Here is a 22,035-nt window from a genome sequence, read left to right on the forward strand (position 1 = left end):
GAATTACTTGGAATAAGGACTCAGGGACAATGTATCAGGGTGGCGATCGGGCCTTCTGGGTAATCGACAGGTTGGACGATCCTGGGTACCATGTGGTCTATCGGAGCGGCCATGACGGGATCGAGATCAATGATGCAGATCTGCGAAAGCTTCTCTCCGGATCGAAGCATTGTGGTATGATGCTGAAGACCGGAGTCCGATCCCCTGGATTTGTCGCGGCTCTCAGGATGGATGGGGAGTTGGAAAAAGAGAGTGGAAATTTTCTCTATGCCGGAACAGTCTGATAGAGCATCGTTACGTATCGCCATGTAAAGAGTGAGAGTGGCGGGCCGAGGAAGAGGGCGATGAGCCATCCAAGTACTGGAATTGCCGACAATGCCCCGATAATAAACGCAAAGACTGCGATGATGATCCAGAGAACGATAATGGCGATGATATAGTCGACCCAACCGATTCGTGCAATATGTTCAAAGATCGCACTAAAATTGAATGCCTCCATAATGTTATCTGTCTTTGCAAATCTGACGACACCTGTGTATGCAATGAATGAGATGATGATCGCAACAACGAATGCCAAAAGTAATCCCGCAAATAATTCGGCTATTGCTCCAAGGATGAATTCATCCGGGACCACACCGGTCATATCGCCCATTGCCGAACCGGCAATCATAAACGGCAGCGTTGCTGCGCCGAAGATCAGCAGGATGACGATGATCGGTATCATATAAATGAGGGCGATGATATTCAGCTTCCAGCCATCGACAAAGAGCTTCCCCCAGTCATCCACCTCTGGTGCCGGATCCGCCCCTGAGAGGACAGAGACGAGATATCCATTGAAGACCGGTACAATATAGAGGGTGATGCTTGTTATCAGATAGGCGATGACAAGCAGTATCCACTGCTTCCATTTTCCCCAGACAGCCTCCTGGGCATAGGAGAACGATTCTGATGCGATTGTGCTGATAGACATGATGAATCAGGCTGATTTTGGATAATATAGTATATAAATCATCCCTGCCCGCTTCCAGGGATGATGCCATCATAATGGCTTTCTTTCCACTTTAAGAGATTGCACTTTTTCAGGATGAAGATCTACTCATTTTCCAAGATCTCTCGTGCCTTCTTCAGTTCCTGCTTCATCTCATCTGTCGTCGTTGGATACCTGAGATCGAGTGAGTTGATCCCCTTGACGATGAGATCTGCAACAAGTGTTCGTGCAGCCCACTTGTAATCGGCCGGGATGATGTACCAGGGGGCGTCCTTTGTGCTCGTCTGAAAGAAAGCCTCTTCATATGCTTTATGATAGTCGTCCCAGCGCTTCCGTTCGCTCAGATCGGAGAGGGAGAACTTCCAGTTCTTCTCTTCGTTCTCCAACCGGGAGAGGAGTCGTTCTTTCTGTTCATCTTTTGAGATATTCAGGAAGAATTTCAGAATGATCGTCCCGTTTGCGATCAGATGCCTTTCAAATGCCCGGATATCCTCATATCTTGTATTCCAGAACTCCTCATCGGGTTTAGCAACGGGGAGCCGGTGATCCTTGAGGATCTCAGGATGTACTTTTGGCACAAGAACATCCTCATAATAGGATCTGTTGAAGATCCCGATCTCTCCCCTCCGTGGCATCGCCTTCCAGAAACGCCAGAGGAAGGAGTGGTCAAGCTCATATCTGGTTGGCACCCCAAAGCTCGTAACACGGCATCCCTGGGGATTGACACCTGACATGACATGCTTGATCGTTCCGTCCTTCCCTGCAGTATCCATACCCTGGAGAATAATCAGGATCGAGTAACGATTGTCTATCCATAGAAGTTCCTGGGCGTTTGCGAGTGCGGTTCGGTTCTCTTCGAGGATCTCTTGAGCCCGTGCCTTGACATTATTCTTGCCCCGTTCTTTCAGGGCATCGTTCTGTGCCCATCCGGTATAGAAGTCTGTGATTGTAAGGCTTTTTCCAGGCTTAACAAGGAGTTTTTCGATATATTTATCCTTAATCATTCCTTCTCAGGGAATAATGCTCAGGAGATGCAATAAAACAGTTGGTATTGCCGTAATAGCAGTCGCTGATCATAAGGGAGATCCATTATTGCTGGAGGGCGTCTTTAACCCTGAAACAACTATTTATAGCTGATCTGCAATGTAATCACCATGGTACTATCAGGTCTGCACTGTCCACAGTGTGGGGAGATGACCGTTTTTGCAGAACGGCCATCAGATAATGAGATCTGGATCAAATGCGGGACCTGTGACCTCTTTATCGGGCTTTCCGAAGAGGAATGGAACCGTATCAGAACCTCCGAAAACAGGGAGGAGAAGATACACTCCCTTTACCAGAAGATACACCCTCGCATGGAGAGGGTGCAGAGCTGCCGACTCTGTTCAGCCAAACAGAGAGATGGTATGACCGGGGGTCTCTGCACCCCCTGCCTCTCCAAAGCCCTGATCATCATTCTGCTCATCATGATAGTCACCGCGTTTACCATCTGGTATGGTATCTTTTAATTGTTGATCAGAACCTGCCATCCTGTTCAAAACTACGGTTGAAACGGATGGCAAGTTCGGCTTTATAGAGTTCTTTCCCAAGGTAGGCTGCATGGTCCATCCGTGAAATCCAGCCTCTGGCTTCAATCTCATTATATATGGAAGCCCAATCCCGGGCCCGGATTGCCATACCGTCCTTTTCAGCAATGATCTCATCTTCAGCAATCCCGATCCTGAAGTTTCCGCAAGGGTCATAGATGAGCTTCTTTTCTTCCTCTTTCGGGCGAATCAATGAATTATATCTGATCGGGGGTTCCTGCCGCCGCCGCTTCTCCTTGATGAGAAATAGATCGATACCGAGATCTTTCGGGTATGGTCTTCCCTCCATCAGTGCCATCATCATCGTTGCAATATGCATCTCCCGAACCGACCCTCTCGTCTTGTCCGAGTGTTCGCTTGAGAAGATGACTGCGGCCCCGACCTCTTTTGCCATCGCTGCAAGGAGTCCGTTTACCCCTGGCGAGTCGGCATCCAGCAGTTCAACGACGTTCCCTGCTCCGAAGAAGAGTGGGTGATCTGTATCTGCCGCAGCATACCCTGCCAGTGCCCTGACGAGTCCTGATCCGGCAGGAGGAAGCAGGGGATCAGCGATGAGGCAGGTTATTCCACAGGCCTCAGCTGCCGCGATATTTGCAGGAAGGCCCACCTCTCCGGGGACGACGACAGCCGCAACCCCGGCATCTGCCACAGCAGATCCGATGATCGGGATATTCTCTTCCTGGAGTGAGAGGATGAGATCCACCCTTTCAAGGGCGGGTCTGATCAGATCCGGATCCTGCGTATCGATGGCAAGCGGCCCATCGATCCCTTCAAGCTCCCGGAAAACACGCCGTACATCCTCCGGGGTGGCATCAAATCCAAAGCCAAGATCGACAATATCTGCTCCTTTGATGAAGAGTGCGGCAACGGTGGATCTGAGATCCGGATGTCGGTGGACATCCATAATCTCTGCACAGACCTTCATCCTGCTGCCGCCACCGATCTTCTTTCCCCTGATGACAAAGTCCGGGTCGGCCTCATCTTCGATCTCAGCAAGCCGCTCAAGAGCACGCTCCCTCTTCATCCCCGCGATGAGATCATCTGCCGGTATGGTGCGTGAGAGTTGTATCTGGCCTACCCCCGGCAGTATCATTGCCAGATCGCTCGCATGCCGTGGTCCAAGGAAGACCGGAACCCCTGTCTCCTTCTCAACTCCGGAGAAGTCTGCAGTACACATCCCTGAGACGATCACCTGATCAAAGTGAGAGCTCCTGATCAGGTCGATGAGGTGTCCGGGGGATATGAATGACGCCACCTCGCCGATGACCTCCACGACACAGTCATGGCCGGACTCGCGGGCCGCCCTTCTGACAAGGTCCTCAGTCTGGGTTCCGGTAATAAGAAGAATCCGCATGGATGAATGGTTGACCTGACCCTACATCAAGATGGCGAATTGGTCTATGGCTGAGATAGCAGGTGTACGACTTGCATTTCTGGATTTGATGCTTTTGAATCAGAAACGTAAAATATAAAAGGCGAATAGAAGGAAAATTGTCATGATACGCCTTATGCCTGTATAGCAGGAGATAGGGAAATCCAGACCAGATGCAGCTCAGGCGATGATCTTATCTGCCATCTTCTTCCCTGATTCAAACGCTTTATCGACTGAATTTCCATCAGGAAAGGACCTGACCTCCATCGTCTCGGTGACCGTCAACCCTGAACTCTTCAGTTCATTTGCACAACCTCTTCGTTTGTTATGGAATGTCCTAAGATTACGAATAAAAGACGGTTATGAAATTATCCCGGAAAACCAGGTTTTCTGGAGAAAAGGAATGAATCCTTCAGTATCCTTATGTATCACAAGGCAGAATAACCATATTGCCAATGGCGACCATGGGATTCCAACCAGAGTATGCAGGTATTGCTCTACTGGCAGTTCCATTCATCGGATCCTTTCTCTGTTACTTCATGGGACGCTACTCTCCTCCCCTCCGTAACCTGATTGCAGTCTCTGCTCCTGCCCTTGTTCTTCTGATCGCCGGCCTTGGCATCCCCTCCCTCTCTCCGGATCTCAGCCTGCGAATTGCCATTGAGAATGAGTATCTCTTTTATACACCAGTTATCCAGATCAATCCTTTTTCATATGTGGTTATTCTGGTCACTGCGTTTGTCTGGATGCTTGGCACAGTCTATGCCACCGGCTATCTTGGTGAGGAGGAGAGGACGAACCGGTTCTATGCCTTCTGGCTCTTCTCCTTCTTTGCAGATCTCGGTGTACTCATCTCGGGCGACTACATCACCCTGTATCTCTTCTTTGAACTGCTGACCCTCTCGGCATTTGTGCTGATCATCCATTACCAGACGCATGATGCGGTTGCTGCGGCGAAGAAATATCTCTTTCTTGGTATATCCGGTGCCTTTCTCATCCTTGCCGGTGCGGCTCTCCTGTATGCAGGTACTGGATCGGTTGATGTGGCCCCTCTTGCAGTGGGTTCAGGCCTGACCAGCTCGCAGATCCTCCTCATTGCCGGACTGATGATCCTTGGGTTCGGTGTGAAGGCGGGAATGTACCCTGTTCATATCTGGCTTCCCGATGCCCACAGCTCCGCTCCGACACCCGCCTCAGCGATACTCTCAGGACTGATCATCAAGGTTGGTGCGTACGGAATCTTCGTTGTCTGCCTCTTCATCCTCTTGCCTTCCGTCATCTCAGGCTCTCTCTCCTCTTCCGGGTCCCCCGCTGGTCTTGTACTGATCTGGCTCTCCCTCATCACAATGATCGTTGCCGTCTTTCTCGCCCTGATGCAGACCAACTCAAAGAGAATGCTTGCGTACCACAGCATCAGCCAGATGGGGTTCATCCTCCTTGGCATCTCCTGTGTGGTGTATCTTGGAGATGCGGGATCGACCGGGTTTGCCGGGGGCCTCTATCATCTCATCAACCATGCCCTCTTCAAAGCCTCCCTCTTCCTTGCAGTGGGGGCCGTCTTTCTGGCAACAGATGAGCTGAATATGTATAAGATCGGAGGCATCTGGCGCTCTATGCCGTTTACTGCGGTGGCAATGGCAATCGGAGTCTGTGCGATCTCAGGTATTCCGGGCTTCAACGGGTTTGTCAGCAAGGCATTCATTCATCATGCCCTTATCGATGCTCAGGCCCTTGGAGGGTGGACTCTCCTTCCTGCCGAGGCGATCTTCTTCATCGTCTGCGGAGGAACCGTCGCCTCGACCGGGAAACTCCTCCTCTTTACCTTCTTTGGTGAGACGAAGCTTCAGAGACTGCCTCTTGATACAACACCCATCCCGATGAGGGCAGCACTCTTCGCCCTCTCGGTTGCGATCATACTTCTTGGCATACTCCCGGGTCTTGCCATCTTCTTTATTTTGCCAGCAGCAATGATATTTCCATTCTCCGAGTCAGGAATCACATATATTGCCGGATACGCCGGATACGGGGGGGCAGGGATCTATTCGGCCGGAAATATCGGATATGCGATACTTGAGGTGAGTGTCGGGATCCTTCTCTTCATCGCTTATGTCTTCTGGGGATGGTTTCATTGGGAGAAGAAGGTCCCATCCCTCATCTCCCCTGATGCCTGGTACTACCGGGCTACCGGGGCCTTTCATTCGACCGGCAGATTTGTCGGGATCGATCTCCTCTCCGGAATACAGGAGATGACCCGATCAGCAGATGAGCGTTTTCAGGAGCGCTGGCATCTCTTCTCACGCAGGCACCGGCGAACCCTGATGAACCTCTCGACATTCGGGACCGGTATCCTCCTGATCACACTGGTCCTTGGGATCTATCTGATCATCATCATCCTCACACCATTCATCGGATGGTAGTATCAGATGCCTGTGATACTCCTGACGATTGCAGTTGCCACCTCCAGAGGGAAGTAGGGTGCGTTTGGCAATATTCCAAAAAGGATGACCATCATGGCGGTGAAGATCAGGGGGAATTTGATGAACCAGCTTGTCTGATCCTCAAAGTCCCCGGACTCTGCCGGCTCTGAGAAATAAGCATGGTAGATCGGGGGGAGGAAGTAGGCGGCATTTAAGAGTGCGCTTAAGAGAAGGAGAAGCACGTAGATCCATGCTCCTGCATCAAGGGCACCCGTTATGATGAACCATTTTGTGATGAATCCGGCGGTCAGAGGGATGCCGATGAGGCCTAGCCCCCCGATGGTGAAGGCTGCCCATGTATAGGGCATCTCATCGGCCATCCCATGCATCTCGGAGAGGCGGGTCTTCCCGGTTGTAACATAGATCGATCCTGCACAGAAGAAGAGTGTGATCTTCATGAAAGCCTGGTGCATCATATGAGCAATCCCTCCTTCAAGGGCGGCCGGTGCAAGGAGGGCGACAGCGAGGACGATATAGGAGAGCTGGCTAATCGTGGAGTATGCAAGCCTCATTTTCAGGTTATCCTGTGCAAGTGCGATGAATGAGGCGGTTATAATTGTACACCCGGCGACGACGGCAAGGACCGGTGCGGCACCTATCTCAGTGAAGAGCTCTATGCCGAAGATATACATGATGATCCGGAGGAGGCCGAATGCCCCTGCCTTCACGACTGCAACGGCATGCAGCAGGGCGCTCACCGGGGTCGGTGCAACCATCGCAGCAGGCAGCCAGCCGTGGAGGGGCATGATCGCGGTCTTGACCCCGACTCCGGCGATGAAGAGGAAGCAGAGGAGCCGGAGGATATCAGTGCCTCCGGTTCCGGCGAGTATCCCCCCTTCGGCAAAGTCAAGGGTTCCTGTCATCGTGTAGGTAAGAATGATAGCAAAGAGGAGGACGATCCCCCCGGTCATCAGGTATGCAAGGTACTTCTTCCCGGCAGCCATCGCCTCCTTCGTCTGGCTATGGACAACGAGTGGGTATGTGGCAAAGGTCAGGATCTCATAAAAGATGAAGAATGTAAGAAGATTCCCTGAGAATGCGATCCCGACGGTCGATGCGATACAGACAGCGAAACAGAGATAATAGCGTGTCTGGGCATGTTCATGGAGGGATCGCATATACCCGATCGAGAAGAGCGAGGTGACAATCCAGAGCAAGGATGAGAGGAATGCAAAGTAGATTCCGAAGAGATCGACCGTCAGGGAGAACGGGACCCCGGGCAGGAGGGTAACCGGTGCCCATTGGAGAATCCACCCATCCATAATGGCCTGGTACATCAAAAATATCAGCAGAAACTTGAGGAGAGTCGCTCCCATCGTCACCCCCTCATTGACATATCGTACTCTGTTCCCAAAGATGGCGATGAGAATCGCTGCAGAGAGCGAGATACAGAGTGCAATAGCCGGTGCTGCTGATGCGATCACCTCCCCGCTCATATCCCGCCTCCAAGGAGTATTCCTGCGGCAGGCCTGATCATCTCCATCGGAACCTCAACGAAGAATCCGAGGAGGATCGATGCCCCCCCAAGTATCAGAATAATCAATATCGAGGGCCATGGTGTCTCATGAAGCCGGTGTTCCCGATGCGATGGCTCAAAGTACGCGAAACGAAATATCCTGAAGAAGTACAAAGCGGTTAGCAGAGTCCAGAAGAGGATGACTCCCGCATAGATCAGCAAACCGATCCCGATTGCTGCGTTTGCAACATATATCTTACTCATGAAGCCGCCACTTAACGGAATGCCGATGATCGAGATGGCTCCGAGTGAAAAACCCGCCATTGTATAGGGCATCTCATCTGCAAGTCCACGGAAGTCCTCAATCCTTCTGATCCCCGCCTGAATCAGCATGGCATCGGCGGCGATGAAGAGGCAGACCTTCGAAACCGTGTGTGTGATCATATGGAGCATTGCCCCTTCAAGCCCTGCAGATGTCGCAAAGCTGATACCAAGGACGATACATCCGATATTTGCACCCGTTGAATATGCAAGCATCCTCCTGATATCTGCCTGCTGTAGTGCAACGATGGAACAGATGATGATCGCAACGGCACCGAGAAGTGAGAGAACGGAAGGCAGCGGAACCGTCTCGGCAGAGAGTGAAGGGCCGAATATGACGTATATAAGCCTTATAAGGGCGACAAGCCCGGCTTTCAGGGCAAGGGTCGAGATGACCGGGGTGATCGAGGGTGCATGGGCATAGGCATCCGGCATCCAGATATGGAGTGGAAAGAGGCCGATTTTTGTTGACAGTCCGGCAATAAGAAGAGCAAATCCGCCAAGAACCGTCCATGAATTGATAATATCTGGCAGAATATCCCCCATCAGTGTCATATTCAGGGTGCCGGTACTGATGAAGAGAAAACCGGTTCCGATAAGGATCAGGGCAGAACCTGCAGATCCAATCAGGAGGTACTTATACCCGGCAAGAAGGCTCTTCCCGTCGCCCCTGATCGCAACAAGGCCATACATTGCGATTGCCAGGATCTCGATGAGAACGAAGAGATTAAAGAGATCATTTGTCAGAACGATCCCCTGCATACCTCCGACAGCGAGGAGGATGAGCGTATAGAAGATGGACGTCTTCTTCTTTCCCAGCTCAGGGATCGTCGCCGAGAGGTAGATGATTGCGATCAGGGTGATTGCGGATATCAGCAGAGAGAGGACTGCTCCGAGGTGATCTGCGACAAACTCTATCCCCAGCGGCGGGGGAACCCCTGAGAGATGGTAGGATATCGGTCCGTTTATCAGGACATAGTGAGCCAGGAGGAGTGAGCATGCAAGATTCACTGAAAGGGCAACAACTGCGATACCCTTCACCGTTCTTTTGAGGAGGATCCCGACGAGCGGTGTGATATATGCTGTTATCACCGGGATCATCACGACGAGGATGGGGAGATGGTCGGTAACCGGGATCATAGCTCCTCCATCAGCCTCCCTGCATCGAGTGTTCCGTACCGCCGATAGATGAGGACTGCAAAACTGAGTGCAAGTGCTGTCACACAGAGGGTGACGACGATAGCTGTAAGCATCATCGCAGAGGGAAGAGGATTTGCGTAGATCATCGTATCGGCTACCGCCCCCTCCTTGGGGAGGATCGGGCCAACCCCTCCATCGATATCCCCAAGCGAGATATAGAAGAGGAAGATAGCCGTCTCAATGATATTTAATCCAATAAACTTCTTGATCAGGTTCTTCTTCGCTATCAGGGTATAGAGCCCGATCATGATCAGAATGATCGAGACCCAGTAGTTGTAATGACCAAGGATAAATGCGGGATCGAGGACGCTCATTCTCCCCTCCCGGTTATTGTCAGAAATACAAGGCAGATCATTCCGGAGACGGCTATGCCGATTCCAATCTCAACGATGGTGATCATAATCGCATGGATGGTCTCCACCGGGAAGGGGAGTGGGAGGAGGCTGTACTGGAGGTAGAATCCCCCTGATACAATCCCAAGGAAGCCTGTCACCCCAAAGAGGACCGCTCCGCTGACACCGAGGATCCAGAGTTTTGATCCGGCAGGCTGTGACCTAAATTCGATACGGCTTCTTCCAATCGCAGCAAGGATGAGTGCGCTTGTAAAGATGATCCCTGCCTGAAACCCCCCGCCTGCCCCGAGGTGGCCATGCAGAAGGATATATGCCCCAAAGAGGAGAAGAAACGGCACCATCAGGCGGGCGATCGTCCGGACGATGATATCACTTCTCGTCATCGCCTTCCTCCTCTCTTCCCCTCAGGAAGAGTGCGATGATCCCGATCCCAACCGCAAAGACGACAGTCACTTCACCGAGGGTATCAAATGATCGGTAATAGGCGATGATGGCCGTGACGATGTTTACAACACCGGTGACCTCTTTGGCTTCTTCAAGGTACAGGTTTCCTGAAACTATCGCAGCCGGGGCATCCGGGCTGCCAAAGGCAGGCATCCCGCCAGCAGCCAGGGCAAGGATAAGCCCGATGAAAAGGACGATGGCAAGAGGCCCTTTCTGGATGGTTTCATCATCCGAATCCTCTTCCATCCTGCTCGTCTTCTGGATGGCAAGGATGAAGAGGACGGTGGTGATTCCTGCACCAACCGCCGCTTCAGTGAGGGCGACATCCGGAGAGTTGAGCTGGGCATAGATGATCGCCATCAGGAATGAGTAGACAGAGAGTATCATTGCAGAGACGAGGAGATCCCGGGTCTTCAATGCCCAGGCTGCAAGGACGATCAGGGCAATAAGAAGGACGCCGTTTACGAGCCAGATCATCGTTCCTCCTCCGTCTCTTCCGCTCTCCGGATTGCCTCCTCCATCTTCGATCTGATGAGATCCTCATTCTCCGCTTTTTCCCGGATATATTCTTCAGACGATTCTCTGTATTCATCGATCCCATCTTCCAGTTCCGGACGCACCCCTGATATGTATGCACCTTTTGCAAGTGCCTGTGCGGCAGTGGGGCTTGCGATCAGGAAGAATAAACTGATAGCCAGGACTTTTACTGAGAGAAGGGAGAACCCTTCAAAGAGTGCGATCCCGAGGAGGATGCAGGTCTGGCCGAGAGTATCGCATTTTGTTGCGGCATGAAGCCGGCAGAAGAAATCCGGGAATCGCAGAACTCCGATGGAGCCAGCTAAAAAAAAAAGCCGCCGGCGAGGAGCAGGCCGATTGAAACGAATGACAGGATGGTCTTCATGAGAATATCCTCCCGGTGGTCAGGTATCGCGATACACAGAGGGTTACAAGGAATCCGAGCATCGCATAGGTAAGTGCAATATCGATGATGTAGGGCTGGCCGATCTGCGTCGCGATGATGACAAGGAGGACGGCGGTCGTCGTTCCGATGATATTGACTGCCATGATCCGATCAGGAAGGGTCGGCCCTTTTGCGACACGATAGAGGCAGATAAAGGCTGCGAATCCAAGGATGACTCCGGTGATCGTGAGGGTCATCTCGATCAGGGGTGTTCCCGCCATCAAACATTCCTCCTGTCAAAGAGATCCTGTACTGCCCTATGAAGGCTCTCTGTCTTTGACTGTATATTATCCGGGGTGGTCAGGTAATGGATGAAGCAGTCGCCATCGCCAGTCATATCCATCGTCAGCGTGCCGGGGGTGAGGGTCAGCGAGTTTCCAAATGTTGCCTTTGCGGTATCGGTATTGAGATCTGTTGAGAATCTCCGGATGGTCGGGGAGATCGGGAGATCCGGATGAAAAATAATCCTGATAAGGTCGATGTTTGCCAGGAGGATCTGGTACTGGAGCCGGATGAGATAGGGGATGGAAAGAAGGCAGAAGACGAGGCAGCTCCTCTTTTTCTCTCTGGTATCTGCCTCTCCCCCCTGAGTAACTTTCTCAGATTTATCGCGGAATGGAACGAGATATGCTACCAGGAGGGATGCTATCAATCCCATGCTGAGATGAACAGGATCAGGGTGGCCTGAGAGGATGATCCAGAAGAGGAAAAGTATCCCGGCCGAGAGGATGAAATCGGCCATGCCCCGCAGGTTCATAGGTTTCTGATCTTCTTTTTGGAGTGAAAAAGCTATTGGTCGGAGTTAATCACGATATCGTTCGATAGGGTGATGAGAAGATTTATAATAATTTACATTTAATTGTAAAATATCAATTATAGTATTGTGAACGCAGTACTCACATAGATGAAAAGCAGATCGGATCTACCGGATCCTCTCACATTGGAGCTTCTTCCCATGACACGTGCACATACCCTCACCCGGATACTCCCTGGCCAGCACCAAAGCCGCATCATCAAAGAGATGATGGCGGCGTTGATCGAGGCCCCGTTTCAGACCCTCCTTCTCCTCCCGACGAGCCGCCATGCCGGGGAGGTTCGCCAGAGACTGCTGGATGAGGGGCTATCACTCATCGAGTCGTCGATTTCTACCCTTTCAGGATATGCAGACGCGATTATTGAAACGCATGCCGGAGCGATGAGACGGATCAGCGACCATGAGAAGGAGCTCATCATCGCCGCGATCCTTGAGGATGGGTTGTATCCTCTCATTGCACCAAAGAAGCATTCCGTATCAGGTATCGCCGGGGAGCTTCGTGTCCTCTTTGATGTTCTTCAGAGCCGGAAGATTGCGTATCCCGGTGCTCTTGGTGATCTCCAGAGCAGAAAAAGTGATGAGATTGGGGGGGTCTTTCAGGAGTATCAGCGATATCTTCTTGAAAATAATCTCCTTGACAGGCAGGGGTCGATCACCCATGCAACAGACTGGATCAGGCAGAACGGAGGCCCGAAAAATGTTTTCATCTATGGCCTCTATGAGCCGCATCCCATCGAACAGGATATGCTGCTCGCTTTGAAAGGATCCTCCGGCCGGTTTTTGTATGCTCTCCCCTGGATGGACGACTCCCGCTGCTTTTCCGATGACGGCTCATGGCTTGGCATCTTAAAGGAAGAGGATCGGACTGTTCAGCCTCCTGTTCTTGCCCGTTTCTTTGATGATCCGCTTCCGGACAAGGGATATCCCCCTATGAGCCTCACCCGGTACCGGGATCCTGTTGACGAGCTTGGAGGCATTGCAACCAGTATCCGGACTCTTATTGATGAAGGGGCAAGTCCCGGTGATATTACACTCGTCTTCCCGGCGATTGCAGATGCAGCTATCCTTATTGAAGAGATCTTCACAGAATATGGGATTCCATACTCCACATCGACCGGCAAGGTACTGACACGGCATCCCCTTGTCCAATCCCTCCTTCGCCTCATCGAACTCCCTCTCTCCGGATATCGCAGGGAAGATCTCATCTCCCTCCTCCGATCTCCCTATTTCAGGTATTATTCGGATTATGAGGGAACACGAATACGCCTCAGGAGCGACAAGGTGGATCTCCTCTCACGAAAGGCAGGTGTCCAGGGAGGTGAGGAAGACTGGCGGGATCGGATCACCCGGTATATCCGATCAGAGGAGGAGTGTGCCGCCACGTTCCCGGAAGAGAAGGCTCATACACGGAATTGGATGATCAACGATCTTCAAGTAACACTGGCGGGAATTGAATCGCTCATCGGAACGCTGAATACACTTCAGGGTGAGGAGACGCTCGCCGGCCATCTCAGGAGATACCGGATCCTTCTTGCCACCCTCAGGCTGCCGAATCTTCCGCCCGATGGAGATGAGGAGATGCAACGAAGGGAAGAACAGATCCTCCAGGCGTTTATCTCGATGCTGGAGGAGCTTGAGAGAGGAGCAGCCATACTTCCGAAAAGGCGCATACCTCTCTCATCCTTCCTCTCAATCCTGTCATCTGCCGCAGGCAGGAGAAGGGTGACAACCAGGAGAAACCGGCATCTTGTAACGGTTGCGGGGATTCGTGAAGTCCAACACCTGAATATCCCTCATCTCTTCATTGCGGGACTTACCGAGGGAGTGATGCCAAGGATAGCACCACGTCTGCCACTCTGTACCTATGCCGAGACGAGGCAACTTGAAACATTATCCGGCAGGGAGATTATCCGCAATGAACGGTACTACTTCCTTGCCGCGCTCCTCTCGGCGGGAGAGAGTATCTCTCTCAGTTATCCGGCGACTGATGGAGAGAAGGTGTTGCTTCGATCAGGTTTCATCGCCAGCCTCCCTGAGACTGATGGTCATTACGATGGGAGGAAGTATTCCCGGATTGTACAGGGTATCTCTGCAGGACGTCTCCTTGCAGAAGGAGAGATCGCCAAAGCCTCTTCACTCCTCGGCAGAGATCTCCTTGTGGTGGCCGATCGGATCTCCATTGAAGATGATCGGAGATCCAGTCAGATGAGAACAGAATGTAATGGGTTCATCGGAGAGGATAATGCCATTACCGCTTCCCTTCAGAAAAGATTCGGGGACGAAACCGTCTTTTCGGCGACCCAGCTTGAAGCCTATGCCCGCTGTCCATTCTCTTTCTATCTCCGGTATATCCTTGGAATCGAGCCGCTTCCTGATATCGACCTGGATATGACTGCACTTGAGCGTGGAAACCTCATCCACAGAATTGCATATCGTTTCTATACCGGCGGGAGATCCCCTCCCTCTGCCGGAACATTCGCTGATTCACTTGAAACGATCCGATCCATCTGCCGGGATGAGCTTCAAAGGTATGATCGCAGAAGCCCGGTATGGATCGTTGAGGGTGAAAACCTCCTTGGATCTGATGGTCATGGGCTCCTTGAAGAGTTCCTCCGATATGAGATGCGCCTGGCAGAGTCACCGTTTGCCCCTGTCTATTGTGAGTATTCGTTTGGGTTGTCCGCCGGAGAACGTTATGCTGATCCAACATCCACCCCGGAGCCGGTCCGAATCACTCTTGATGATGAATCGGTATTTCTTCTCAAAGGAAAGGTGGATCGTATCGATACAACACCGAATGGCCGGTTCTGTATCATTGACTATAAGACTGGCTCATCTCCAGGGCTCCAGGATATTACCGACGGAATTGCACTTCAGCTTCCCCTCTATATCCGGGCTGTTGAAAACTGCCTGGGGTTATCTCCAGCCGGAGGGGCGTATTATACTATGAAGAGAGGTGATGTCAGATGCCAGGCGCTCGTCCGTGATCAGGCGGTGGATGATTACTTCCTTCTGTTTGCACGATCCCGTGACGGTGGAAAGAGACCTCTTGACGATCTCATCTCCGAATCTCTCGGTTGGGTGAGACGATATCTTGAAGGTATCAGGAGCGGGCAGTTCCCGATCACTGATACTCCAAAGAGATGTTCAGAGTACTGCAACTACCGGTCGGTCTGCCGTTTTGATCCTCTCCGGCTTATTTCAGGGGGTGACGAATGAGAGGACTTACAGAACGACAGGCTGAGGCGGCATTACACCATGATCAGAGCCTCTGTGTGATCGCGGGTGCGGGAACGGGGAAGACCCACCTTCTGGTGCAGAAGTACCTCGATCTCATCGAACAGAAGAATGTCGGGGTCAGCGAGATCCTTGCTCTCACCTTCACCGACAAGGCAGCGGCCGAGATGAAGGAGAGGATCAGGAGAGCCGTCATGAAGAAGGAGGGATGGGATGCTGTGCAGGACGATCTCCTCTCAGCAAATATCTCGACTTTCCATTCATTCTGCTCCCAGGTACTCCGTGAATTTCCGATTGAGTCCGGCATACGTCCCGGCTTTACCGTCCTTGATGATCTGGCCCTTCGTATGATACGGAATGATGCGATCCGGCAGCTCCTCTATACCGAATGTGAGGAGTCTCCGGTCGTCCCGGTTCTCCGTGCAATCGGATCACGTGATCTGGCATCCTGTCTTGATATACTCTATGAAGAGAGGGAGCATGCAGAGATCTTCTTCAGAACGCTTGAGATGGACGAAGAGATGATCCTTACAATATGGGAGGATACGGTATCGGCATTTGTGTCAGAAGCGGTGGATGACCTTCTTAAAGACCCACCTTTTATTACTGCCCTCTCAACGCTCCGCGTCCTGGCAGACCGTTATCCCGGCACCAGTGACAGGGCGATGGAGTACCTCCGGGAGGTCGGGCAGGCCATTCCTGATCTGCATGAATGCTCTTCTCTTGATGCCCGTCTCTCATCTATCAGGGATCTCATACGGATTCATACAGACTACAGAGCCAACATGGGTTCGAAGAAGAACTGGGATGGAGATGATCTGGATACGCTGAAAGAGGGCTTCAAAGTGGTACGAGCTCTCCTGAAGGAGAAGCACGAGATACTGACCCTCTCCTTCTCCCCGGATGATTCCTTTACGCGGAGGACGATCGCATTCCTTCGGGATCTCGGTTCAGTCTTCGGCGACTATACCCGGATGATAGATGCGGCCAAAGGGCGACAGAACGGGCTTGATTATAATGATCTCATCAGAATCACTCATCAGCTCTTCACCCGGAATGACGACCTTGTCGAAGAGCATTTTCGTCGGCGGTACCGCTATATCCTGGTCGATGAGTATCAGGATACGGATCCTGCACAGAGCGATATCATCAGGATGATCATCGGTGATATACAGCAGCCGACCGAGCGGCTCTTTGTGGTTGGAGATCCCAAACAGTCGATCTATCTCTTCCGGCGGGCAGATGTGACACAGTTTGCCTCGACCCGCGATCTCATATGCCGGCATTTCTCGGGGCGGGAGATCGCTCTTGACAGAAATTTCCGGAGTACCCCTGAAGTGATGGGTTTTGTCAACCTCCTCTTCTCCTCTCTCATGAAGGATGCAGGAAAAGCATGGGAGTTTCCCTACCAGATGCTCCAGCCCGAACGGGCTGGTGAGACGGGATCGGTGACCCTCCTCCTTTCGGATGGGGAAGGAGATGCTGATACGATGGTCCGGGGGGAGGCGGAGATGGTCGCCAGATATATTCAGTCGGCAGTGGTGGGGGAGAGGATACCGCTTGTCCAGACCCCTGACGGGGCGCATCCTGATATGACAAGGCCTGCCGGGTATGGGGATTTTGCCATTCTTGTAGAAAGGAGAAAGAATATTCCGGTGTTTGACCGGGCCCTCAGGAAGTATGGTATTCCCCTCCACATTCATTCAGGAAGCGGCTTTTATACGCAGCAGGAAGTGCTTGATCTCCATTTGATCCTCTCGTTCCTGGAAAACGAGGGAGATTCCCTTGCACTCTTTGGAGCACTCCGATCCCCGTTCTTCGGCCTTTCTGACGGCACTCTCTTTCATATTAATGAGGCAGGGCCGAAATGGAAGAGTCTCTGGAGATGCCTTGAGGTATATTCAGGAGAGCACCCGCAGAGCGATGCCTCCATGGCATTCGATCGTCTCCTCTCCTGGAGATCCTCTGCAAACAGAATTGAACCCGCATCGCTTATCCGAAAGATCATTGAGGATTCGGGAATCTATGCGGTGTACAGTGGCATTGAGGGGGGTGATCAGGCAATAGCGAATATGGAGAAACTGCTTTCGATTGCTCGAAACGACGGGAGGAGCCTCTCTCATTTTGTTGAGCTGATGCGGCTCTCCATATCAGGTGAGAGTGATGCTGGTGAGGCATCCGTTGATCTCTCATCTGAAAACTCTGTCTCCATCATGACCGTCCATGCATCAAAAGGGCTTGAATTTCCGGTTGTCGTTCTTCCTGAACTTACCCGACGGATCAATGGTACCCCGAAGAAAATCCGGGTAGAGGATGGGCTCCTTCTGGGAGTGAAGATACCTGACCCGGATGATGCCTTTACCCCGAGGGCAACACCCATCCTTATCATTCAGAATGAGCGATACCGGCAGAAAGAGGCGGCTGAAAGACGGCGACTCCTCTATGTTGCCACGACCCGTGCACGCGATCACCTCATCCTCTCCGGCAGCAGGCCAGGCAGCCCTCCGGAAGCCCTCTCGGCCTGCAAGAGCAGAATGGACTGGATCAGCCATATCCTCGGAATTACAGATGAGGCAATTGCCGAAGGATCTCTGGAGATCACCCCGCCTTGCGGATGTACGCCGATCAGAATGACGATCATCTCTGATCCGGCTACTTTTGAAGCAGAACCGGTCGTGCGTGAGCCTGTTTTGCGTACTCTGCCTGATGATCTCATCTCTGAGGGGGAGCCGGTACTGCCTCTACCATTTTTGCCGGCTGAACCACTCCTCTCCCCGAGTCGGATTGAAGCTCTCCGATCATATGATCCGATAAGCGAGCGGTTCAGGCTGAAAAAAAGGCTTGGACCGAAGAGGGAAGATGCCCGGATGCGTGGATCTATCCTGCATGAGGTCTTCCAGGGGAAGGATGTCGCATCCGTCCTCCGGAGATACGGATCTGAGAATCCAGAGCAGGCCGGTCTCCTCTCCGATCTGTATGAACGGTTCCTCGCCTCCGAGATGATGCAGGGCTGCCTTGAGGATCATTGTGAAGTTCCTTTCCGTTCACGGGTGCATGGCATTCTCTTCAGGGGGACGATCGACCGGCTGGTCCGGCGATCAGATCAGCGCTGGATCGTCATCGATTATAAGACCGGAGCAGTTTCCGACCCGGAGATCCCGGGGCTCATCAATGAATATCTTGTCCAGATGGCAGTGTACCGTCATGCTGCTGAAGCGATCCTTCGCCAGCCAGTAACACCGTACATTTACTTGCCAGAGACCGACTCCTTCGTCGAGGTGATGATCGATGAGGGGGAGGTGGCATCCCGGATACATGAAGCGGTGGAAAAGTTTGATGGCGACAGATGAGGGGTATCTCTTTCATCGCTTCAGTTCCGGGAGGAACTGTTCATTCATTCTTTTTCCCTTTTCATAGAGATAAGAAGGGAATAACAGGTCATGAAGATTCGGTACTCGTATGGAGACTGCTGAGATCACAGCTTTTTATTCCATGGAAGCGTTATCTGTACCAGGGTACATGATATGCTTGATCTCATCATCGGCGGGATACTTCTCCTTCTCGTCATAGGAATTATTCTCTGGTTTGTCAGTGTCTACAACCGGTACTATCGTCTGAAGAATGGATCTGAAGCGACACTTGGCCAGATCAAGGTGGCAATGAAGAAACGGCTCGATATGATCGACCAGCTCCTCGGGTCTGTAAAAAGCTATGCAGAATTTGAGAAGAGTACGCTTGAATCAGTTACAAAGATGCGTGCCAGCGTCGGATCTGCAGGTCCGGGCGATTTAAATGCAATCGAAGCGGAATCCCGGAGTGTTCTTGGCCGCCTCTTTGCGGTTATGGAGAATTATCCTGATCTGAAGACTGCAGGGACGGTGAAGGATCTGATGGGATCGATCAAAATTCTCGAGGATGAGATCGCCCGCCATCGGTATACATTTAACAATATCTCCCAGCAGTTCAACACCATGCTCCAGACGATCCCCTCAAATATCGTCGGAAACATGATCGGCATGCAGAAGCTTGAGTATCTCGAGTTTGAAGATGAGAACCTTGCAAAAGCTCCAAAGATAGAGTTCTGAGGCCTTCTGTATGGAAGAAAAGAGACAGGTGGCACTCCTTATCGGAGCAGCCATCCTTATTGGCCTCTCTGCTCTCCTCTTTCTGGCTGTTATTCCATCAGAAGAGCATGGTTTTAGCGGGGACTTATTTGTCGAGTCATATGAGGTGACCTGGAAGGAAGATGGGGAGCTTACGGAGCGTTACGTCTACTCGGTCCAATCTCCTGACGAATACCGTATGCTCTTTCGGATATGGAAAGCCCCGTTATTGTATGGGGATACCGCATTTGGGGATCCGCATATTCGCCTGATCAGCGCCACAGCCCCGGCAGGATCAACTACGTACCTGAAGACGGAGAGTGGGGCTGTCCATCTCATCGACGATGATAGCGGACGAGTGCGAACCCTTGTTTCCGATCTCGCGTATCCAAATGAGGTTGGGATCATCAATCCCGGCTACTTCTCACCTGGCGAGTATATCGTCGAGTATACGTATCAGATGGTTTCGCCGGTCGAGTATGATAGTGATGCGGTGCATATCAACCTGCTCCTTGCTGATGAGCATATTCCATACCGGCATGTCAGCATCACGCTCATCTCTGATCGGATCACCGATGTATTTACGTATCCCCCTTCCTATGAGGTGAAGAAGCAGGAAGGGGTGGTTGTCATAACCGGGAGTTCCCCTTCAAACGAGCGGATCGGGGTCGAGTTCCTGATGACGCCGGATGCACTCGACTCGGTCGCCGGGGTCAAACGGCAGGTTGAAGGGGTCCGGGAGAAGACCGAGTCAGCAAACAACAGCTATCTCCTTGGGTTTCTGATCGCAGATCTCCTCCTCATCATCGGGAAGATCCTTGTTGTTATAACGCCGTTCTTATTGCTCCTCCTCTATTATCTGTATGGAAGAGAGAAGGAGTTCACCGTTCCGGAATATCTCAGCACGGTCCCTGATGAAACGATGCCTCCCTGGCAGGTGAATCTCGTCTTCAATAAGGATGCGTTTACTGCTGATGAGAATGGCTTTTATGCAACACTCCTTGATCTTCACAGGAAGAAGAAGATTGAGATCCGTGAGAACCAGAATAAGAAGGGTGTGACGATCCGTCTCGTTGAAGTGGAAGGGGATGACCAGTACGAACAGAGGGTGATTAACTTCATCCATCTCAACTCGGATGAGTCAGGAGTTCTTGATACCGGATACTTTGAGGATGTTGCGAAACGGGCGAAGAGCTCATCGGCTGATGAACAGATCGCCATTAGGCTCAAGGAGAATCTCAATGATCTGATGAGCCGGTCAGATGATACCGTATCCGGCAGATATGCCGTGAATGGAAGAGACAAGCCTGCCATCATCCTGGCAGGGGCGGTTGGCTATATTCTCATCGGCGTACTTGCCTTTCTTCTCACAACTGATACCGAAGGGACGCTTGTCTGGGCGATCTTTCTTGGAGCGGTTGTTGCTGTACAGGCAGGTATCGCAGTCGCTCTCCCCTCAACGGTCTTTGGTCACTGGAAGGAAGATTATTACAAACGTAAGCTTGAATGGAATTCGTTTCGGCGTTTCCTCTCGGATATGAGCATGATCAAAAAATACAGCCCTGATGATATGAATATGTGGGGGATCTGGCTCATCTATGGAACAGCACTCGGTGTCGGGGAGAACGTCCAGAAGGCGATGAAGGAACTGAAGGTGGACATCTCCCAGTCCGGGTACTATGTCCCGACGTACTTCTGGTTTGCCGGATTCTATTCCATCAGTACCTTCAGCCCGCCGTCCCAGGGCGGGGGCGGGGGTGGATTTGGCGCCGGCGGCGGCTTCGGTGGCGGTGGCGCCGGGGGGAGGTAGAGGCCCCTTCCTCTGCCACTTGTTTATTTCTTCTTTTCTGCCCTCACCCTGATACTCACGATCGCCTCGGCTGGCATCGTTTCACTGGGACCCGGATCTCTGGTCATCTCCTGAAGGTCCGGTTCGCTGATGATATGCTCAAGGGGGAAGACCGACTCTGAGATGATGGTGATCTCCGAAAAGCCCGCTTTTTCGATCTCACCAAGGTACTCTTCTCTCAAAAGAGCCCCGGCAACACAACTGGTATACATCAGGGCTGACTCTTTGAGGTATGGAGGAAGGGGCTCTGTCAGGACGATATCTGCGATCATTATCCGTCCACCCGGCCGGAGGACACGGAAGATCTCCGAAAAGACCTGGGGCTTGTCAGTTGAGAGGTTGATGACGCAGTTGGAGATGACACTATCAACTGAGTTGTCAGCGACCGGGAGATGTTCTATCTCGCCGAGGCGGAACTCCACGTTGCCATATCCTCCTCTGGTTGCATTCTCACGCGCCTTCTCCAGCATCTCATGGGTCATATCGACGCCGATGACCCGTCCGGTAGGACCAACTCTCTGGCTTGCAAGGAAGCAGTCGAATCCTGCGCCGGATCCTAGATCAAGAACAATCTCTCCTTCTTCCAGGGACGCAAGAGCGACCGGGTTGCCGCATCCCAGGCCAAGGTCTGATCCCTCCGGAACAGTATGCAGATCCTCGGTGCTATAGCCAAATGCGGAACTTACCGGGACACCCTTCTCAGATCCACCGCAGCATCCGGGTGAGCATCCACATCCAAAGCTCCCTTCACGGGCGATCTGTCCATACCGTCTTCGTACGTTTTTTCTGATATCATCTTCTTTCATCAAAATTCCTCCTCGTTTTTCTATAGTGTATTTTCCGTATCCGAATGCTTCACGATCTAACAGGCAGG

19 protein-coding genes and 1 pseudogene are annotated in these 22,035 nt (G+C 52.0%); 7 read left to right on the forward strand and 13 right to left on the reverse strand.

The features are described from left to right. The first annotated feature begins 29 nt into the window (after positions 1 to 29). Positions 30 to 284, forward strand: coding sequence for a hypothetical protein (locus tag RJ53_RS02675; RefSeq protein ID WP_211530062.1), 255 nt, complete (start codon positions 30 to 32; stop codon positions 282 to 284). Here RJ53_RS02675 and RJ53_RS02680 read toward each other — a convergent pair. Continuing rightward, entirely contained in the window at positions 266 to 970 is a 705-nt protein-coding gene (locus tag RJ53_RS02680; RefSeq protein WP_211530063.1) for a DUF4013 domain-containing protein, read from the reverse strand. The genes RJ53_RS02675 and RJ53_RS02680 overlap by 19 nt on opposite strands. Positions 971 to 1,092: 122 nt before the next feature. Next, complete coding sequence (locus RJ53_RS02685) at positions 1,093 to 1,992, reverse strand: PPK2 family polyphosphate kinase (protein ID WP_211530064.1); 900 nt, start codon at positions 1,990 to 1,992, stop codon at positions 1,093 to 1,095. Positions 1,993 to 2,142: 150 nt separating this feature from the next. Here RJ53_RS02685 and RJ53_RS02690 point away from each other — a divergent pair, with 150 nt between their 5' ends. After that, the gene (locus tag RJ53_RS02690; RefSeq protein ID WP_211530065.1) at positions 2,143 to 2,496 is read left to right on the forward strand and encodes a hypothetical protein; all 354 of its coding nucleotides are present in this window, start codon (positions 2,143 to 2,145) and stop codon (positions 2,494 to 2,496) included. A gap of 7 nt (positions 2,497 to 2,503) precedes the next feature. Here the strand turns inward: RJ53_RS02690 and RJ53_RS02695 are convergent, their stop codons facing one another. Beyond that, positions 2,504 to 3,928 (reverse strand): dihydropteroate synthase-like protein, encoded by a 1,425-nt coding sequence (locus RJ53_RS02695; protein WP_211530066.1) that lies wholly within the window; start codon positions 3,926 to 3,928, stop codon positions 2,504 to 2,506. 473 nt (positions 3,929 to 4,401) lie between these two features. Between RJ53_RS02695 and RJ53_RS02700 the strand changes: the two genes are divergently transcribed. Continuing rightward, positions 4,402 to 6,363: a complex I subunit 5 family protein gene (locus RJ53_RS02700; protein ID WP_211530067.1), complete on the forward strand. Its 1,962-nt coding sequence runs from the start codon at positions 4,402 to 4,404 to the stop codon at positions 6,361 to 6,363. A gap of 2 nt (positions 6,364 to 6,365) precedes the next feature. On the opposite strand, the gene RJ53_RS02705 is transcribed toward RJ53_RS02700, so the two are convergent. From RJ53_RS02705 to RJ53_RS02740, 9 genes and pseudogenes are all read right to left on the reverse strand, one after another. Then, complete coding sequence (locus RJ53_RS02705) at positions 6,366 to 7,859, reverse strand: proton-conducting transporter transmembrane domain-containing protein (protein ID WP_211530068.1); 1,494 nt, start codon at positions 7,857 to 7,859, stop codon at positions 6,366 to 6,368. Next, entirely contained in the window at positions 7,856 to 9,340 is a 1,485-nt protein-coding gene (locus RJ53_RS02710; RefSeq protein ID WP_211530069.1) for a complex I subunit 5 family protein, read from the reverse strand. The genes RJ53_RS02705 and RJ53_RS02710 overlap by 4 nt, the downstream gene beginning before the upstream one ends. Continuing rightward, positions 9,337 to 9,714, reverse strand: a complete 378-nt coding sequence (locus RJ53_RS02715) for a cation:proton antiporter subunit C (RefSeq protein WP_211530070.1) — start codon at positions 9,712 to 9,714, stop codon at positions 9,337 to 9,339. Before RJ53_RS02715 ends, RJ53_RS02710 begins: the two co-directional genes overlap by 4 nt. Further along, a complete protein-coding gene (locus RJ53_RS02720) occupies positions 9,711 to 10,136 on the reverse strand; it encodes an MnhB domain-containing protein (protein ID WP_211530071.1) in 426 nt (141 codons plus the stop codon). The genes RJ53_RS02715 and RJ53_RS02720 overlap by 4 nt, the downstream gene beginning before the upstream one ends. Beyond that, positions 10,123 to 10,674, reverse strand: a complete 552-nt coding sequence (locus RJ53_RS02725; protein WP_211530072.1) for a DUF4040 domain-containing protein — start codon at positions 10,672 to 10,674, stop codon at positions 10,123 to 10,125. Before RJ53_RS02725 ends, RJ53_RS02720 begins: the two co-directional genes overlap by 14 nt. Continuing rightward, the gene (locus RJ53_RS11580) at positions 10,671 to 10,817 is read right to left on the reverse strand and encodes a hypothetical protein (protein ID WP_246495944.1); all 147 of its coding nucleotides are present in this window, start codon (positions 10,815 to 10,817) and stop codon (positions 10,671 to 10,673) included. The genes RJ53_RS02725 and RJ53_RS11580 overlap by 4 nt, the downstream gene beginning before the upstream one ends. A 24-nt stretch (positions 10,818 to 10,841) precedes the next feature. Then, positions 10,842 to 11,081: pseudogene (mnhG, locus tag RJ53_RS11900) on the reverse strand (monovalent cation/H(+) antiporter subunit G); the annotation flags it as partial. Positions 11,082 to 11,094: 13 nt separating this feature from the next. Next, positions 11,095 to 11,379 carry a monovalent cation/H+ antiporter complex subunit F gene (locus RJ53_RS02735; RefSeq protein WP_211530073.1) on the reverse strand — a complete coding sequence of 95 codons (285 nt, stop codon included), beginning with the start codon at positions 11,377 to 11,379 and terminating at the stop codon, positions 11,095 to 11,097. After that, positions 11,379 to 11,915, reverse strand: a complete 537-nt coding sequence (locus RJ53_RS02740; RefSeq protein ID WP_211530074.1) for a Na+/H+ antiporter subunit E — start codon at positions 11,913 to 11,915, stop codon at positions 11,379 to 11,381. Before RJ53_RS02740 ends, RJ53_RS02735 begins: the two co-directional genes overlap by 1 nt. Before the next feature lie 198 nt (positions 11,916 to 12,113). Between RJ53_RS02740 and RJ53_RS02745 the strand changes: the two genes are divergently transcribed. The 4 genes from RJ53_RS02745 (at position 12,114) to RJ53_RS02760 (ending at position 21,122) form a co-directional block, all read left to right on the forward strand. After that, complete coding sequence (locus RJ53_RS02745; protein ID WP_211530075.1) at positions 12,114 to 15,191, forward strand: PD-(D/E)XK nuclease family protein; 3,078 nt, start codon at positions 12,114 to 12,116, stop codon at positions 15,189 to 15,191. After that, positions 15,188 to 18,559 carry a UvrD-helicase domain-containing protein gene (locus tag RJ53_RS02750; RefSeq protein ID WP_211530076.1) on the forward strand — a complete coding sequence of 1,124 codons (3,372 nt, stop codon included), beginning with the start codon at positions 15,188 to 15,190 and terminating at the stop codon, positions 18,557 to 18,559. Before RJ53_RS02745 ends, RJ53_RS02750 begins: the two co-directional genes overlap by 4 nt. 174 nt (positions 18,560 to 18,733) lie before the next feature. Next, the gene (locus RJ53_RS02755; protein WP_211530077.1) at positions 18,734 to 19,294 is read left to right on the forward strand and encodes a LemA family protein; all 561 of its coding nucleotides are present in this window, start codon (positions 18,734 to 18,736) and stop codon (positions 19,292 to 19,294) included. Positions 19,295 to 19,304: 10 nt separating this feature from the next. Beyond that, the gene (locus RJ53_RS02760; protein ID WP_211530078.1) at positions 19,305 to 21,122 is read left to right on the forward strand and encodes a DUF2207 domain-containing protein; all 1,818 of its coding nucleotides are present in this window, start codon (positions 19,305 to 19,307) and stop codon (positions 21,120 to 21,122) included. 23 nt (positions 21,123 to 21,145) lie between these two features. Here the strand turns inward: RJ53_RS02760 and RJ53_RS02765 are convergent, their stop codons facing one another. Next, the gene (locus RJ53_RS02765) at positions 21,146 to 21,967 is read right to left on the reverse strand and encodes an arsenite methyltransferase (RefSeq protein WP_211530079.1); all 822 of its coding nucleotides are present in this window, start codon (positions 21,965 to 21,967) and stop codon (positions 21,146 to 21,148) included. Between the last annotated feature and the right edge of the window lie 68 nt (positions 21,968 to 22,035).

Source organism: Methanocalculus chunghsingensis, from assembly GCF_018132105.1.
GTDB classification, from domain to species: domain Archaea; phylum Halobacteriota; class Methanomicrobia; order Methanomicrobiales; family Methanocorpusculaceae; genus Methanocalculus; species Methanocalculus chunghsingensis.